Genomic DNA, 15,789 nt, shown 5'->3' with positions numbered 1-15,789 from the left:
AACTCCCTTACAACTCTCGGCGTCCTTCTAATGCCTTGGACAAAGTTACTTCATCCGCATACTCTAAATCCCCACCTACTGGCAAACCATGTGCAATTCTTGTTGTCTTAATACCCGAAGGCTTCACGAGTCGAGAAATATACATCGCAGTTGCTTCTCCTTCTATTGTAGGGTTAGTTGCAAGTATTAACTCTTCCACTTGTATGTCCTGTAATCTTTTTAAAAGAGAAGGAACGTTGATATCTTCAGGGCCAATTCCATCCATCGGGGAAATTGCCCCGTGAAGAACATGATACAAACCGTTATAATCTCTCATTTTCTCCATAGCTATTACATCTTTTGTATCTTGGACTACACAAATCATGGATGAATCACGTTGTTGATCTTGGCAAATATGACATGGATCAATATCTGTAATATGACCACAAACTGTGCAATAACTTAAATTTCTTTTTGCATCTACTAATGCTTTTGCAAAATCTAAAACGGTATCTTCTTTCATTGTTAATACAAAAAATGCCAGACGGGCCGCAGTTTTCGGCCCAATCCCTGGCAATTTCATGAAACTATCTATTAGTTTTGATATAGGTTCAGGATAATGCATGTTTTTTCCTCCTAGAACATGCCAGGGAGGTTCAATCCCTTCGTGAATTGACCCATCGTGGAGTTCGCTGTTTCTTCTGCGTTTTTCATTGCTTCATTTGTTGCAATGACGATTAAATCTTGAAGCATTTCTACATCTTCTGGATCTACTACTGCTGAATCCAGAACAACTTCTAATACTTCCTTATGTCCCGATACAACAACCTTCACCATTCCTCCACCAGCAACCGCTTCAAAGCGTTGTGTTCCCAGTTCTTCTTGTGCTTCTGCCATTTTCTTTTGCATTTTTTGCATTTGCTTCATCATACCTTGCATATTTCCCATTCCACGCATAATTATTGTCCTCCTTAGTCGTCATGTACTTCTACAAATTCTTTTCCAAATAACTTCTCTGCTTCTACAATTAAAGGATCTTCCGACATTTCTTCCATATCATGTAAAATATCCATTGCCACACTGGACTTAGATCCAGCATCTTCTTCAGTTTCCGCATTACTTTGTTTTAAGCCATTTTGTTGAATAAATTCTTCTCTTATTTTCAACCAGTTTTCCTCTGGTACATATATTACTTCGTACAACGTACCAGTTAAGCTAGCCACAAGTTGGGGAAAAGAGGTAGAAAAGGTTTTATTCTCTACAGCCATTTGGCAATGAATATCATACTTAAATTTTAACACAAAAGCACTTGATGATGCTGCAACTGGTTCCGCGTCATTTAAAAGTGCAGCATGTGATTTTTGAAGCTGTTGTAAAATACTAGCCCACTGAGATTTAATAGCTTGAATATCTGTCTTTGTTGCAGTCTTTAATATCTCATGAATACGACCACTTGACACTTTGACACCGGCATTTGATCTCTGCCTTTGTTTTTTTGGTTGTTCCTCCACCGTAGCATTTGCTTGAGGTATCATTCCTTGACTAATTTGTTGCTGTAATTGCTGCAACTGACTTTCAAGTGATTTTACTTTCTGTTCAAGCTCTGTGCTACTTTCACTAGACAAGGTTGCATCTCTTGGAACTTGTGCTAATCGAATAATAGCTGTTTCTAAATAAACCTTGGCATGATTAGAAAAACGCATTTCTTGTTGCGTATTCGTCAAAATAGAAATGCTTTTATACAATGTATCTATCGGAAATTTAGAAGCTAAATCACGAAAAGTAATGTCTCCTGTTGCTATTTCTAAAAGCTCTGTTTGTTCGGGTGCAACAATTAACACAAGTAAATCTCGGTAAAATGTTATAAAGTCTTCTGTTAAACGAACAGGATCTTTCCCATCATCTACTAATTGTTCCACGCAACTTAAAGCTTTCGCTACATCCTTTTCAATTAATGCATTAGCTAACTGAAAGAAGACGTCCTGACCAATAGAACCTGTCACAAGTAATGCATCCTCTAGTGTCATTTTCTCCCCACTAAACGATACTACTTGATCGAGCATACTTAGGGCATCACGCATACCCCCTGCGGCGGCTTGGGCTATGATCTTTAATACATGTTCATCATATTCAATCTTAGCATCAATTAATACTTCTTTCATTCTTGCAACGATGTCTGTGGAAGTAATTCGTTTGAAATCAAAACGCTGACATCTAGAAATAATGGTTAAAGGGATTTTATGTGGTTCGGTTGTCGCCAAGATAAAGACAACATGTGCTGGTGGTTCTTCTAATGTTTTTAATAATGCATTAAAAGCACTTGTAGAAAGCATATGCACTTCATCAATAATATACACTTTATAACGAGCATTTGAAGGTGCAAAACGAACTTTTTCAATAATATCTCGCATTTCTTCTACACGAGAATTAGAAGCTGCATCAAATTCAATCACATCTGTATTCGAACCATCTGTAATACTTCTACAAGTTCCACAAGTATTACATGGCTCTTTAGTTGGACCATTTTCGCAGTTTAAAGCTTTAGCGAATATTTTCGCTGCACTTGTTTTCCCTGTTCCGCGTGGACCTGAAAATAAATACGCATGTGTAGTTTTATTGTAAAGGAGGGCATTTTGAAGTGTTTGTTTAATATGTGATTGCCCAGACATTTCTGCAAACGACTGTGGCCTATATGCGCGGTAAAAAGCTTGATACGACAACAAACTTGCCCCCTTTTCATTTTAAGTTTAATAGTAATTTTATTATACCATAAAGAAACAGTGACTTCGCCAATAAATACAAGGGTTTTTTAATATAAAAAAACTCATTCATCCATTGGACAAATGAGTAGACGTTTTAAATTATTGCCGTGCACCTTCCTTCGCTTGAAACACATAAGCGGCACCCTTGTCGTTAACTCGGCTTAGGCTACCCCACGGCACATGAGAAAGCACCACTTAATGCTGCTTCCTTCCGGACCTGACATGGTTCATGGGCACTCATTGCGCAGGACCCAAACGTCAACATCACGTGCAAATACCAGACCCTACATGTATTCAACCTCAGAGAAGGGGTTCAGTCTCGCTAGAGCGGATTGCGAGTTACAAGACACCGCTACCTTCCCACCTAGCACGGCATAATTTAGTATACGCATTTTTTTTAAAAAAATCAATGAATACGAGAATTTAAGTTTATCATATCTACTATACTTATCTTTAAGCATTGATATAGCTCGTTTTATACTACCAGTACATTCGAATGTTTTTTTATAAAAAGTTACTCAGATGTATTGACTTTGAATGTTATCCATGATAAATTAATTCATGTACTTCGGAGGAATACCCAAGTCTGGCTGAAGGGATCGGTCTTGAAAACCGACAGGCGGGTCATACCGCGCGGGGGTTCGAATCCCTCTTCCTCCTCCATTTTAAATACACACACGCATAAATTTGAGATTGAATTCGTTGCATTGGTAACGAATTTTTCTTAAGCTAGCTTGTTCAGAATATTATGAAGGTAACTTTAATTGTTACGTTCTTTTTTTATGGAATAAAACCCTCTTGCGTATAGTTTGCAAGAGGGTTTTATTTATTTTCGCAATACTTCTGTTTGTTCCATAAAGTGTCCAATTCGTCCAATGATTGCTTCCACGCTTTCTGGATTTTGAACAATATCATAATCATTAATATTTAAACGAAGTACCGGACAACCATTAAACGAATTAATCCAATTCTCATACCGTCCATGCATTTCTTCCCAATAGGATATTGGCGTTTGCTGCTCCATCGGACGCCCTCTATCGTGGATTCGATCAATAATATCGTCTAATGATCCTTCTAGATAAATTAATAAATTTGGATGTGGGAAATAGGGTGTCATCACCATTGCTTCAAACAAACTAGTGTAGGTTTCGTGATCTACAGGATCCATCGTTCCCTTTTCTTTATGCATTTGAGCAAATATACCAGTATCTTCATAAATCGATCGATCTTGAATAAATCCGCCACCATATTCAAACATTCTTTTTTGCTCTTTAAAACGTTCTGCTAAAAAGTAAATTTGTAAATGAAAACTCCATTTCGAAAAATCTTCATAAAAACGATCTAAATAAGGATTTGAATCTACTTTTTCAAAAGATGTTCTAAAGTGTAGTGCATCTGCAAGCGCTTTTGTCATGGTAGATTTACCTACGCCTACTGTTCCAGCAATTGTAATAACCGCATCAGGAGGGATGCTATACTTTTCTCTCAAATTCATGGTTATAAACTCCTCTTATGTAATGTTTGATCTACTTTATCTAAAATTAATTGTAGGTCTTGTCCATTTTGAACAAAATCTATTTCATCTCCATTGAATCTAAGAACTGGGATTTCCGGGTGTTTTTTTTCAAAGTCATCGATAAATATACGATAATCCGCTGCAAGTTGCTGCAAATAATCAGGACTTATCTTCTTTTCAAAATCTCTTCCCCGTATATCGATACGATTAATAAGAACATCTAAGCTAGCATCTAAATAGATAACCATATTTGGAACTGGCATGTCATTCGTTAATATCTTATAGATTGCTTCATATTTTTTATATTCTGCTTTATTTAACGACCGTTTAGCAAAAATTAAATTTTTAAAAATATGATAATCTGCTGTTACTGCTTTTGCTTTTGATAAGTAATTCTTTTGGATATCACTTAATTGTTTAAATCGATTGCAAAGAAAAAACATTTCCGTTTGGAAACTCCACTCTGCAATATCATCATAAAATTTATCTAAGAATGGATTTTCATCCACAATCTCTTTCAATAATTCAAATTGATAGGTAGCGGCAATCGCTTTTGCTAAAGACGTTTTTCCAACCCCTATCGGACCTTCTACCGTTATAAATGGAATGGACATATTTTTAACCTCGCTCTAATATTTCAAGTCGTGCCTTTTATTTTATCATAGCGAGAAAATGAAAAACAGAGCAAATCCACCTTTCTATAAGAAAGGTGGATTTGCTCTACTTTTTCTTCACGCGAAACATTTCATTTAACAAATACCAATTTTGCGGAAAATCAAATCCACTATGCCAATAGGAAATTCCTAGAAGATTTAAATCCTTCAATAACTTAAACTTTGCTTGAATAGATCTTGCATCCTCAAACCATACTTCATGCTCTATCCCATCTTTCCAATAATGAAAGAATGGGGCTTGAGCAATTTGGTCATACTCAATTGCCACATTTCGTTCCTTTGCCAATTGAATAGCTTGCTGTGGACTTAATGCTTTAGCAAATGGATTTCCTTGTTTATAAGGAAGCGTCCAATCATATCCGTATAAATTTTGTCCCATCATTATTTTTTTCGACTCTATTTCTGTTTTTGCATACTCGAGCACCTTTCGAACTGGTCCAATTGGGGATACTGCCATTGGTGGTCCCCCACTATAACCCCACTCATAAGTCATTATGACAACAAAATCAACTGCCCCACCAATTGCTTTATAATCGACTCCTTCATACCACTTTCCTTTTAGATTATCACTCGATTTTGGCGCAAGACTAGATGAAATCGTAAATCCTTTAGCAAACTCTTTTAATTCCTTTAAAAAAGTTACATAGTTTTTCCGATCCTCTTTTGCAATATACTCAAAGTCGGTATGAATATGAGTTGTTCCCTTAACAGTAGCCTCAGCGACTGCGTTCTCAAATACTTTTTGTTTCACTTGGTCATCTGTAAAAATAGTATGCGCTAGTGTATCATTGAATGCTCCATTTTCAATATTTGTAAGCACAATAGCAGATTCTACTTTATGATTCTTCGCTACTTCGACCAATTTGCCCCAGTTCATCGGAGTCAAAGATCCATCACGTAGAATTTCATATGCAAAAGGCATCATGTAAGTCATCCCTGATGCAACCTTTTCTACTTGGTCAATGACATGCTGAGATGGGTTTTCTGTATACCATTCTACATATAAATTTGTATCAACCATTGTTCTATCTGGGCTTGGAGTAGATGGTAAAACTATCGCTTGCCCTATTACTAACACATCGGGGTCCGGTAGTTCATTGATAGAGGCAAGTGTTGCTGTATTTGTACCGAAATGCTTTGCTATGGAGTATAAACTATCTCCACTTTTCACTACATAAATCAATCGATCACTCCTTCAAAATACAATATGCAAGATGTAAATAAAACATGCTACACTTAGGTGAAAGGGGTTGATTCAAATTGGATGAACACTATATGAATATAGCGGTAGAAGAAGCTAAAAAAGCGGCATGCCTTGGAGAAGTGCCGATTGGAGCAATCATTGTATATAAAAATGAAATTATTGCGAAGGCTTTTAACTTAAGAGAAACTACACAAAATGCAACTACACATGCAGAGTTGTTAGCTATACAAGAAGCTTGTAGTAAGATTGGCAGTTGGAGATTAGAGGAAACGACATTATATGTCACATTAGAGCCTTGTCCTATGTGTGCTGGTGCTATTCTACAATCACGAATCCCACGTGTTGTGTATGGTGCAAGAGATGTTAAAGCAGGTTGTGTAGATTCCCTCTATCATCTATTAAACGACAGTAGGTTTAATCATATGTGTGAAGTGTCAGAAGGTGTTTTAGCAGAGGAATGTGGTAACCTGCTTACACAATTTTTTCGCAATCTTCGTGAACAAAAAAAGAACCAGAAACGCGGATAATACCGTTTCTGATTCTTTTTTTTATTATTTTATTACCGTTTTCCCGCCCATATAAGGAACTAAAGCTTCTGGAACTATTACTGTGCCATCTGCTTGTTGATAGTTTTCTAATATAGCCGCAACTGTACGTCCAAGTGCAAGTCCACTTCCATTTAAAGTGTGTACATATTCCAGTTTAGCCCCAGTTTCTCTTCTAAAACGAATACCTGACCGACGAGCTTGGAAATCTTCAAAATTACTGCAAGATGAAATCTCTTTGTACTCCCCGTAGCTTGGTAACCAAACTTCTAGATCATATTTTTTTGCTGCAGTAAAACCTAAATCCGCCGTACACATATGAAGCACACGATATGGAAGACCTAATAGTTGTAATACTTTTTCCGCATGACCAGTCAAAAGCTCCAACTGATCATATGAATCTTCCGGTTTCACAAAGCGAACAAGTTCTACTTTGTTGAATTGATGCTGACGGATTAAACCACGTGTATCACGACCTGCAGAACCTGCCTCTGAACGGAAGCAAGCACTAAATGCAGCAAATGCTTGTGGGAGTTGTTCTCCACCTAAAATTTCATCACGATAATAATTCGTCACAGGTACTTCTGACGTTGGAATTAAGAAATAATCCTCTTCATTTACTAAAAATGCATCTTCTTCAAATTTCGGAAGTTGCCCTGTACCAGTTAAACTTGCACGATTTGCTAAATAAGGCGGAAGCATCTCTTCATATCCATGCTCTTCAGAATGTAGGTCCATCATGAAATTTATTAAAGCACGTTCAAGTCTCGCTCCTAAACCAAGATAAAAAGCAAAACGACTTCCTGTAACTTTTGCAGCTCGTTCAAAATCAACTATTTTTAAATCCGTTGCAATATCCCAGTGCGCTTTCGTTTCAAAATCAAATGAAGGGACTTCTCCCCATTTACGGATTTCCACATTATCATCTTCAGAATCACCAATTGGAACACTATCATGTGGAATATTTGGAATGCGCATCATCATATAGTCAAATTTCTCTTCTACATCTCTTAACTCATCATCTAATACTTTGATTTCATCGCCCACTTCACGCATACGAGCGATTAAATCATCCGCATTTTCTTTATTTCGTTTCATTTCTGAAATTTTTTGAGAAAACTCATTTCTTTCTGCTTTTAACACTTCTGTTTTTGCAATCAATTCTCTACGCTTTTGATCTAAAGGTTGAAATTGATCAAACTCTGAAATATCTTCTCCACGTTTAGCAAGTTTTGCTTTTACATCTTCATAATGGTCTCGTACAAATTTTACATCTAACATACGAAATTCCTCCTTTTAATTAATAAAAAACGCAAAAAAGCCCTCATCCCAAATAGAAGGGACGAGAGCATACCCGCGTTGCCACCCTGATTGATTTAGTACCATACCAAATCCACTTGTCTCATAACGGCTTTTCAACCGGCCACGACTTACTAAACATTCAGCCGCGCAACTCAAAGGACGGATTCACAAGTGTTAATATCAGCTTACACCAACCGCTGACTCTCTAGAAAAAACGTGCTTGTTACTACTTCCTATCATCGTTTTTAGAATTCATGAAATTACTCATACTTTACTATAGGTTTACTTGTTTTGCAAGCGTTTCCCTTACCATTTCAATAAAATACGCAGTAATTCGATGATCACCCGTCAGTTCTGGATGAAAGGAGCATCCTAACAAATGTCCCTGTCTTGCCATGATGATTCTTCCATCAAAAGTGGCAAGTATATCGACAGTCTCTCCAACTTCTACAATATGTGGTGCACGTATAAATACCGCTGTAAAATCTTCTGCAACATCCTTAATCTTTAAATTGGTTTCGAAGCTATCCACTTGCCGCCCGAAAGAGTTGCGCTCTACTTTAACATCCAATACTCCAATATGCTCAAAGTCATTCCCAACGAGATTCTTAGCTAGTAATATTAGACCAGCACAAGTTCCGAACATCGGCTTACCTGCTGCAGCAAATTGTTGTAAAGGCGCAAGCATCTCAAAACGGTCAATTAGTTTACGCATGGCTGTGCTTTCTCCACCAGGAAGGATTAATCCATCTACTAAGGCGAAATCACTTGTATTTTTTACTGCAATCGCCTCTGCTCCGCACACTTTTATAGAGCGAACATGCTCACTTACCGCTCCTTGAAGAGCTAATACGCCGATCTTTACCATCTTACCACCCTCTATCTTGCATACGATCTTGTGCAGCTAAACGAGAAATTTCAATTCCCTTCATCGGAATTCCTAGGTCTTTTGATATTTCTACAAGTAATTTATAATCCTTGTAATGTGTTGTTGCTTCTACGATTGCTTTTGCAAATTTCTCAGGGTTTTCTGATTTAAAAATACCAGATCCTACAAATACACCATCCGCCCCAAGTTCCATCATTAAAGCAGCATCCGCTGGTGTTGCTACGCCGCCTGCTGCAAAGTTTACGACCGGTAATTTACCATGATGTTTAATTTGTAATAAAACATCATACGGTGCTCCTAATATTTTTGCTTCTGTCATTAATTCATCTTCGTTCATATAAACAATTTTGCGTACATGTGCACTTACTTTCCGTAAATGGCGAACAGCTTCTACAATATTCCCTGTTCCAGGTTCGCCTTTAGTACGAAGCATAGAAGCTCCTTCTCCAATACGACGAGTTGCTTCTCCTAAATCTTTACATCCACATACGAATGGAACTGTAAATTCGCTTTTACGTAAGTGGTATTCTTCATCTGCAGGAGTTAATACTTCTGATTCATCAATATAGTCCACGCCCATTGCTTCTAAGATGCGAGCTTCTGAGATATGGCCAATGCGTGCTTTTGCCATTACTGGAATTGTCACTGCTCCCATGACCTCTTCCATTATGCGGGGATCTGCCATACGTGCAACGCCACCAGCTGCGCGAATATCTGATGGTACACGTTCTAACGCCATTACGGCTACTGCACCTGCTGCTTCTGCAATTCGAGCTTGTTCTGCATTGATAACGTCCATAATAACGCCACCTTTTTGCATTTCAGCCATTCCTCTTTTTACTCGATCCGTTCCCGTTAAATTTAAAGTCATTATTATTCCCTCCATTATCTTTATGAATTTAGTATAATAAAAGATGACCATTTTAAAAGTATCAGAAACCAATAAAATGAAGGGGTCAGATTGGAGTTAAGAATGGACTATCTAATGTTTCAACTTGAAAAAGATGCTCAAACTCCTTTATACGAGCAACTTTACAACGAAATTAAGGAAGCTATAATAGACGGAACAATTGAAGAAGGAGCAAAACTCCCATCGAAAAGAAAATTAGCCGAGTACTTAGCTGTTAGCCAAACAACTATTGAATTTGCCTATAGTCAACTAGTAGCAGAAGGTTTTATTTCTTCCGAAGCAAGAAAAGGATTTTTTGTGCACAATTTGGAAGAATTAGCATTTATTGAACAAGAAGCACCTCATCTGACGAAAGAAGAGAACGATATGGAAGAAATTTTCATCGATTTTTCTCCTGGTAAAATTGACACAGATTCTTTCCCTTTTGCTGTATGGCGGAAGTATATGAAGGAAATAATCAGTGAGGCAAATAAGAATTTTCTACAACTAGGGCACCCACAAGGAGATTATGAGTTAAGACAGCAAATTTCTTCTTATTTATATCAATCACGAGGTGTTAAATGTACACCTGAACAAATTATACTCGGATCCGGAACAGAGCAAATAATGCCCTTAATCATCCGCTTGCTAGGCAAAGAAGCTATTTATGGAATTGAAAACCCTGGGTATCCACTTACTCACCATTTATTTTTAGAGGATAAGCAAAAATCGATTCCCATTCCAGTCGATACAGAAGGCGTAGTAGTTTCGGAATTAGAACAAACAAATGCAACAGTTATGTATGTAACTCCTTCTCATCAGTTCCCTACTGGTGCTGTCATGTCTGCCACACGTCGTAGCCAGTTGTTATCTTGGGCTTACCAGCAAGAGAATAGATATATTATCGAAGACGATTACGATAGTGAATTTAGATACACAGGCAGACCAATTCCTTCCTTACAAGGAATCGATCAAAATCAACGAGTTATTTATTTAAGTACATTTTCAAAATCATTAATGCCTTCACTTCGTATTGCTTATGCCGTATTACCAAAGCCACTTATTATGCAATACAAGCAAAAGTATTCCTATTACGCTGCTACAGTACCACGCATGGACCAGCATGTATTAACTAAGTTTATGGAATCCGGTCATTTTGCAAAACATCTAAATAAAATGAGAAAAATTTATAAACGAAAGTTAGAAATTGTTACGAAAACTATAGCCGAGTTTAATCCCATTGTTACTATTTCAGGCGAACAAGCAGGCATGCATATCTTGTTGACGGTTCATACGTGTAAAAGAGAAGAAGAATTGGTGCTGCTTTCCAAACAAGCAGGAATTCGAATATATGGTCTTCGCGAATATGTAACTGGAGATTTTGGGGAAGTTTCGGAACCTCAAATCGTGTTAGGCTTTGGGGGAATTGATACTAATGATATCCCATCTTCAATAAACACATTAATAAAAGTATGGGAAATTAGAAAAACACCGTAAACTCATTAGTGAACTGAGCCCTAATTAATGGACAGATTAATAAAAACGACTTTGCAGTCTAGGCGGCGATTAGATGACTTCGGTATTGAGCCGGAGTCATCTTTTTTAAATTCCATTGTTTGCGTGTTGTATTGTAATGCTCCATGTACTCATCTACCATTTGCTTTAATTCAAATAAGTTGTGCGCTTCCTGATAATCCACTTCATCTTTAAAATGCCCAAAGAAAGATTCCATTGGGGCGTTATCTAAGCAGTTTCCTCTCCGTGACATAGATTGAAGTAAACCCATTTTCTTTACACGTTTTTGATACTCCGGGTGCGTGTAATGGACACCTTGATCGGAATGAATCATGACTTCTGGATGAAGGTTTCCTTCTAATGCTTCTTCTAATTTTTCTAATGTCCGATAAACAATTCTCATTTTTAAGCTTGTCGATAGTTCATAGGCGACGATTTCACGTGTTGCAACATCTTTTACGCAAGATAAGTACGCCGTTTGACTATTACGGTATTGTAAATAAGTGATATCTGTTAAAAATACTTTGCCCGGTTCATCTTGATCAAATGCTCGATTTAAGTGATTAGGGACCATACGGTGCGCTTGCGTCGCTTTCGCAATATGTTTATATGGATTCGCACGACGTACTTTCGCAAAGAAATTAAACTTCCTCATTAGGCGAAGAATCTTTTTGTGATTCATTGGTGTCACTAATAATTCTTCTGATGCCATGTAAAGTCCTCGATAACCAATTTTCCCTTTAAAAGCATCGTAAATGCATTTTAATAATACATAGTCTTGATAGTCTTGTTCTTCACGAATCGAATGCTTCTCTGAATTTTGAAGCCAGGCGTAGTAGCCACTTCGACTCACATCAGTTAATTCACAAAGATAACGTGTCATGTTCTTTAGTTGATATTTTCGAATGACTTCGTTGATCACTGCGTATTTTTCATGGGGTGCCAGAACTGTTTCTTCGCCTGCCTCTCGAGTTCCTCTAGCTTTTTTAGTAATTCTAATTCAGCTTCTAAATACTTAATACGTGCTTCTGCCTTTTCTAATTTTTTCTCAGCTGATACATCCTTTGTAGAAGGGCGACCTGTGCTACCTTTTCCGCGACGTTCTTCTAAAAAGCCTTGTTCACCGTAGGTGTTATACGTATTTCTCCATCGGCTTAATGACCATTTGGCTTTTTTGACTCCAATAGTTTCTAAATCAAATCCATTTTCGATAAAGATTTGAGAAGGTCCTTTACCAGCCAAATTTTCTTGAACGGCACGAATTTTAAATTCAGATTTATATTGAATGGCGCGATCTGATACGGATACGATATTTGGGTTTGATTCTAGTTGTCTTCTTTGATGTTCATTGAAAAGTATTTTACTCATTAAAAAATCTCCCGTTCCAAGTTGTTATTTTCTAGTATAACGGGTTTTTAAACAGAAAAACCCCGAATAGGGTCACTTTTTTTAAAGTGTCCACTATTCGGGGTTCAGTTCATAGAGAGCTTTACGGTGTTTTCTTTTTTAAAATAGTCCGCCTATAAAGTCAGTTGTACTATGCCATAAATTACCGAAGAATTTCCCGATACCTTTGAACATTAAACTAATCCAACTAGCGCGGTCTACATCTTCAGTTGTCACCACATCTACTTCTGTTGCTTTATCGGTTACATAGCCATAATCATTAGTTCCATCAGTCTTTTCGAGATGAACTGTACCTACCACAATACCCTTTTTAACATCCGCCTCTAAAGTTTTTTCTTTCGGAGTGAAAATTGGCTTGTACTGATCTTTTTCACTTGTTTTAATAACCATTGATATTGGATCTTTTACAGCAATTGAAACGGAATCTTCTTTTCCTTTTTCAACTGGTAATGTTTCATTTTCTGGAATTTTATATCCCGATGGAACTATTTCTGTTTTAGAAAACTGTGCGAACCCATAATCAAATAATGCTCTTGCTGCATCAAATCGAGCTTTATAAGAACCAACTCCATTTGCATCTACAGCCTTCATCACAACAGCAATAACACGCATTTCATTTCTTGTAGCTGTTCCTGTAAAACAATGTCCTGCAAATTCTGTTGTACCTGTCTTTAATCCATCTACACCTTCATATTGGTATACTAGTCCTGGTAGCATCCAATTCCAGTTGCTCATTTCAATTGCATCAGATGTCCCTTCACGGAACGTCTTTTTAGCTATTTTCGTTGTTTCTAATACTTCTGGATAGTCTTTCATTAAATAATAAGCAAGTGTTGCTACCGATTTAGCTGCCATCACGTTTTCATCGGTTGCACCTGAATTAGCTGGATACATTCCTTGTAAATCTGCATTATTCAAACCTGTTGAATTGACAAATTTATAACCTTTCAGGCCCATTTCCGCTGCTTTATCATTCATTAACTTCACAAAGTTTTCTTCCGTTCCTCCAATAGTCTCTGCTATAGCTATTGTTGCCGCATTTGCAGAGTATATTGCCATTGCCTCATAAAGTTCATGAATGGAATAGCTACCATCCTGACGAAGAGGTACATTACTTAATGCGCGGTTTTGAGAAATCTTGTATGTATAATCCGTCACAGAATATTGTTGATCCCAAGAAATCTTACCTTCTTTAATCGCTTCAAATAATAGATACTCTGTCATCATTTTAGTCATACTAGCAATACCTAATGGTGCATCTGCGTTTTTCTCGTATAGAATTTTACCTGTATCTGCGTCAACTAATATTGCTGCATCGACATTTAAATTCAAAGTTTCCTCAGCTTTTGTAGCAGTTGGCATTCCACATACAACCGAAACAAGAAACATAGGAAGTACTAGCCATTTAATCATTGATGTCATCCAAACTTTCTTCACCACTGTACCCCCACTATAAGTTTTTTCAATGCCCATTTTAACACACTTTGTTTCTTCATAACACTTTCAGCAAAAAAAGCACCCATTTTGCCTAGATAAAGACGTTAAATGGATGCAAAAGGTTCTTTCTATGCTACTTATGATATGGAATAGTTAGGTGCTTCTTTCGTAATTTGAACATCATGTGGATGGCTTTCTCGTAAACCTGCACCAGTCATGCGTATGAACTGTGCATTTTCGCGTAAATTTTGTAAATTCTCTGTTCCACAATATCCCATACCAGCTCGAACACCACCAAGTAATTGATGAACTGTATCTGAAAGTGGTCCTTTATATGGTAGACGACCTTCAATTCCTTCTGGTACTAACTTTTTAGCTTCTTCTTGGAAATAACGGTCTTTTGAACCTTTTTCCATAGCAGCAATTGAACCCATTCCACGGTAAGTCTTAAAGCGTCTGCCTTGGAAAATTTCTGTCTCTCCAGGACTTTCTGTTGTACCTGCAAGTAAGCTTCCTAGCATGACAACATGTCCACCTGCAGCAAGTGCCTTGATAATATCACCGGAGTACTTAATACCACCATCTGCAATAATTGTTTTTCCAACTTTACGAGCTTCCGTTGCACAATCATATACCGCTGTAATCTGTGGAACACCAACACCTGCTACAACACGGGTAGTACAAATTGATCCTGGCCCAATACCAACTTTTACAACGTCAGCGCCTGCTTCAAATAGCGCACGGGTAGCTTCACCAGTTGCTACATTTCCAGCGATAATGTCTAAGTTAGGATATGCTTCACGAATACTCTTTACAGTATCCATAACACCTTGTGAGTGCCCATGAGCTGTGTCAATCACAATAACATCTACTTGTGCTTTAACAAGCTTTTCAATACGGTGCATTGTATCTTTGGTTACTCCAACCGCTGCTCCAACCAATAGGCGTCCATGTTGATCTTTTGCTGCATTTGGAAATTCAATAACTTTCTCAATATCTTTGATTGTAATGAGACCTTTAAGTATTCCATTTTCATCTACAATAGGAAGTTTTTCTATTTTATACTGTTGTAAAATTTTCTCTGCGTCTTCTAGAGTAGTACCAACTGCAGCAGTTACTAATTTTTCTTTCGTCATTACTTCATCAATTATTAAAGAATAATCTTGAATGAAACGTAAATCACGATTAGTAATAATTCCAACTAACTTTTGTTCCTCTTCATTGTTTACTATTGGAACACCAGAAATTCTGTATTTCCCCATTAAATGTTCAGCATCATAAACTTGATGAGTTGGAGTTAAGAAAAAAGGATCTGTAATAACTCCGTTCTCGGAACGTTTAACCGTTTCCACTTGCTCAGCTTGTTCTTCAATACTCATATTTTTATGAATAATACCAAGACCGCCTTGACGAGCCATAGCAATTGCCATCTTTGCTTCTGTAACGGTGTCCATACCAGCACTAATAATTGGAATGTTTAACTTGATTTTTGGTGTTAATTGAACAGACAAATTTACATCTTTCGGTAATACATCCGACTGTGCTGGAACTAGTAATACATCATCAAACGTTAATCCTTCTTTTTGAAATTTAGACTCCCACATTTTCCTAATTTCCTCCTCTATAATTGAATATTATTGTAAGGTTATCAGCGCCTAGACTCACTGTCA

At 37.3% G+C, this 15,789-nt stretch carries 14 protein-coding genes, 1 tRNA gene, 1 other RNA gene and 1 other annotated feature; of the genes, 3 read left to right on the top strand and 13 right to left on the bottom strand.

What is annotated here, in order from left to right; genetic code table 11:
• Positions 1–7: 7 nt before the first annotated feature.
• The 4 genes from recR to ffs all read right to left on the bottom strand — a co-directional run bounded on the left by recR (position 8) and on the right by ffs (position 3,114).
• Positions 8–604 carry a recombination mediator RecR gene (gene recR, locus ACEPXD_RS00140; protein WP_391118790.1) on the bottom strand — a complete coding sequence of 199 codons (597 nt, stop codon included), beginning with the start codon at positions 602–604 and terminating at the stop codon, positions 8–10.
• 11 nt (positions 605–615) lie between these two features.
• The gene (locus ACEPXD_RS00135; protein ID WP_391118788.1) at positions 616–936 is read right to left on the bottom strand and encodes a YbaB/EbfC family nucleoid-associated protein; all 321 of its coding nucleotides are present in this window, start codon (positions 934–936) and stop codon (positions 616–618) included.
• Positions 937–950: 14 nt separating this feature from the next.
• Positions 951–2,699, bottom strand: a complete 1,749-nt coding sequence (dnaX, locus tag ACEPXD_RS00130; RefSeq protein WP_391118786.1) for a DNA polymerase III subunit gamma/tau — start codon at positions 2,697–2,699, stop codon at positions 951–953.
• A gap of 147 nt (positions 2,700–2,846) precedes the next feature.
• Positions 2,847–3,114, bottom strand: an RNA gene (gene ffs / locus ACEPXD_RS00125) — signal recognition particle sRNA large type.
• Between the two features lie 197 nt (positions 3,115–3,311).
• Between ffs and ACEPXD_RS00120 the strand changes: the two genes are divergently transcribed.
• Positions 3,312–3,404 (top strand) — tRNA-Ser (locus ACEPXD_RS00120).
• A gap of 163 nt (positions 3,405–3,567) precedes the next feature.
• Here the strand turns inward: ACEPXD_RS00120 and ACEPXD_RS00115 are convergent.
• The 3 genes from ACEPXD_RS00115 to ACEPXD_RS00105 all read right to left on the bottom strand — a co-directional run bounded on the left by ACEPXD_RS00115 (position 3,568) and on the right by ACEPXD_RS00105 (position 6,114).
• Entirely contained in the window at positions 3,568–4,236 is a 669-nt protein-coding gene (locus ACEPXD_RS00115) for a deoxynucleoside kinase (protein ID WP_391118784.1), read from the bottom strand.
• Positions 4,237–4,238: 2 nt separating this feature from the next.
• Positions 4,239–4,871 carry a deoxynucleoside kinase gene (locus ACEPXD_RS00110; protein WP_391118782.1) on the bottom strand — a complete coding sequence of 211 codons (633 nt, stop codon included), beginning with the start codon at positions 4,869–4,871 and terminating at the stop codon, positions 4,239–4,241.
• A 106-nt stretch (positions 4,872–4,977) separates the two neighbouring features.
• Positions 4,978–6,114 carry a glycosyl hydrolase family 18 protein gene (locus ACEPXD_RS00105; protein ID WP_391118780.1) on the bottom strand — a complete coding sequence of 379 codons (1,137 nt, stop codon included), beginning with the start codon at positions 6,112–6,114 and terminating at the stop codon, positions 4,978–4,980.
• A 77-nt stretch (positions 6,115–6,191) separates the two neighbouring features.
• On the opposite strand from ACEPXD_RS00105, the gene tadA reads away from it, so the two are divergent.
• A complete protein-coding gene (gene tadA, locus ACEPXD_RS00100) occupies positions 6,192–6,662 on the top strand; it encodes a tRNA adenosine(34) deaminase TadA (protein WP_391118778.1) in 471 nt (156 codons plus the stop codon).
• 24 nt (positions 6,663–6,686) lie between these two features.
• Here the strand turns inward: tadA and serS are convergent, their stop codons facing one another.
• The 3 genes from serS to pdxS form a co-directional block, all read right to left on the bottom strand.
• Positions 6,687–7,961, bottom strand: a complete 1,275-nt coding sequence (serS, locus tag ACEPXD_RS00095) for a serine--tRNA ligase (RefSeq protein ID WP_391118776.1) — start codon at positions 7,959–7,961, stop codon at positions 6,687–6,689.
• A gap of 54 nt (positions 7,962–8,015) precedes the next feature.
• Positions 8,016–8,231, bottom strand: a binding site (T-box leader).
• Between the two features lie 25 nt (positions 8,232–8,256).
• On the bottom strand, positions 8,257–8,850 hold the full coding sequence (gene pdxT, locus ACEPXD_RS00090; protein WP_391118774.1) for a pyridoxal 5'-phosphate synthase glutaminase subunit PdxT: 594 nt from the start codon (positions 8,848–8,850) through the stop codon (positions 8,257–8,259).
• 1 nt (position 8,851) lies between these two features.
• Positions 8,852–9,742, bottom strand: a complete 891-nt coding sequence (gene pdxS, locus ACEPXD_RS00085; protein WP_391118772.1) for a pyridoxal 5'-phosphate synthase lyase subunit PdxS — start codon at positions 9,740–9,742, stop codon at positions 8,852–8,854.
• Positions 9,743–9,844: 102 nt separating this feature from the next.
• On the opposite strand from pdxS, the gene ACEPXD_RS00080 reads away from it, so the two are divergent.
• Positions 9,845–11,257 carry a PLP-dependent aminotransferase family protein gene (locus ACEPXD_RS00080; protein ID WP_391118770.1) on the top strand — a complete coding sequence of 471 codons (1,413 nt, stop codon included), beginning with the start codon at positions 9,845–9,847 and terminating at the stop codon, positions 11,255–11,257.
• Positions 11,258–11,315: 58 nt separating this feature from the next.
• Here ACEPXD_RS00080 and ACEPXD_RS00075 read toward each other — a convergent pair.
• The 3 genes from ACEPXD_RS00075 to guaB form a co-directional block, all read right to left on the bottom strand.
• A protein-coding gene (locus ACEPXD_RS00075; RefSeq protein ID WP_391116643.1) for an IS3 family transposase occupies positions 11,316–12,643 on the bottom strand; the annotation gives its coding sequence in 2 pieces (ribosomal slippage) (positions 11,316–12,265 and positions 12,265–12,643; 1,329 coding nt in all).
• Between the two features lie 138 nt (positions 12,644–12,781).
• Positions 12,782–14,119, bottom strand: coding sequence for a serine hydrolase (locus tag ACEPXD_RS00070; RefSeq protein ID WP_391118768.1), 1,338 nt, complete (start codon positions 14,117–14,119; stop codon positions 12,782–12,784).
• 137 nt (positions 14,120–14,256) lie between these two features.
• A complete protein-coding gene (gene guaB, locus ACEPXD_RS00065) occupies positions 14,257–15,723 on the bottom strand; it encodes an IMP dehydrogenase (protein WP_391118766.1) in 1,467 nt (488 codons plus the stop codon).
• Between the last annotated feature and the right edge of the window lie 66 nt (positions 15,724–15,789).

The sequence above is a fragment of the Psychrobacillus sp. L3 genome (assembly GCF_042945595.1).
Lineage (GTDB): Bacteria > Bacillota > Bacilli > Bacillales_A > Planococcaceae > Psychrobacillus.
This window is presented reverse-complemented; position numbering and strand designations above follow the sequence as displayed.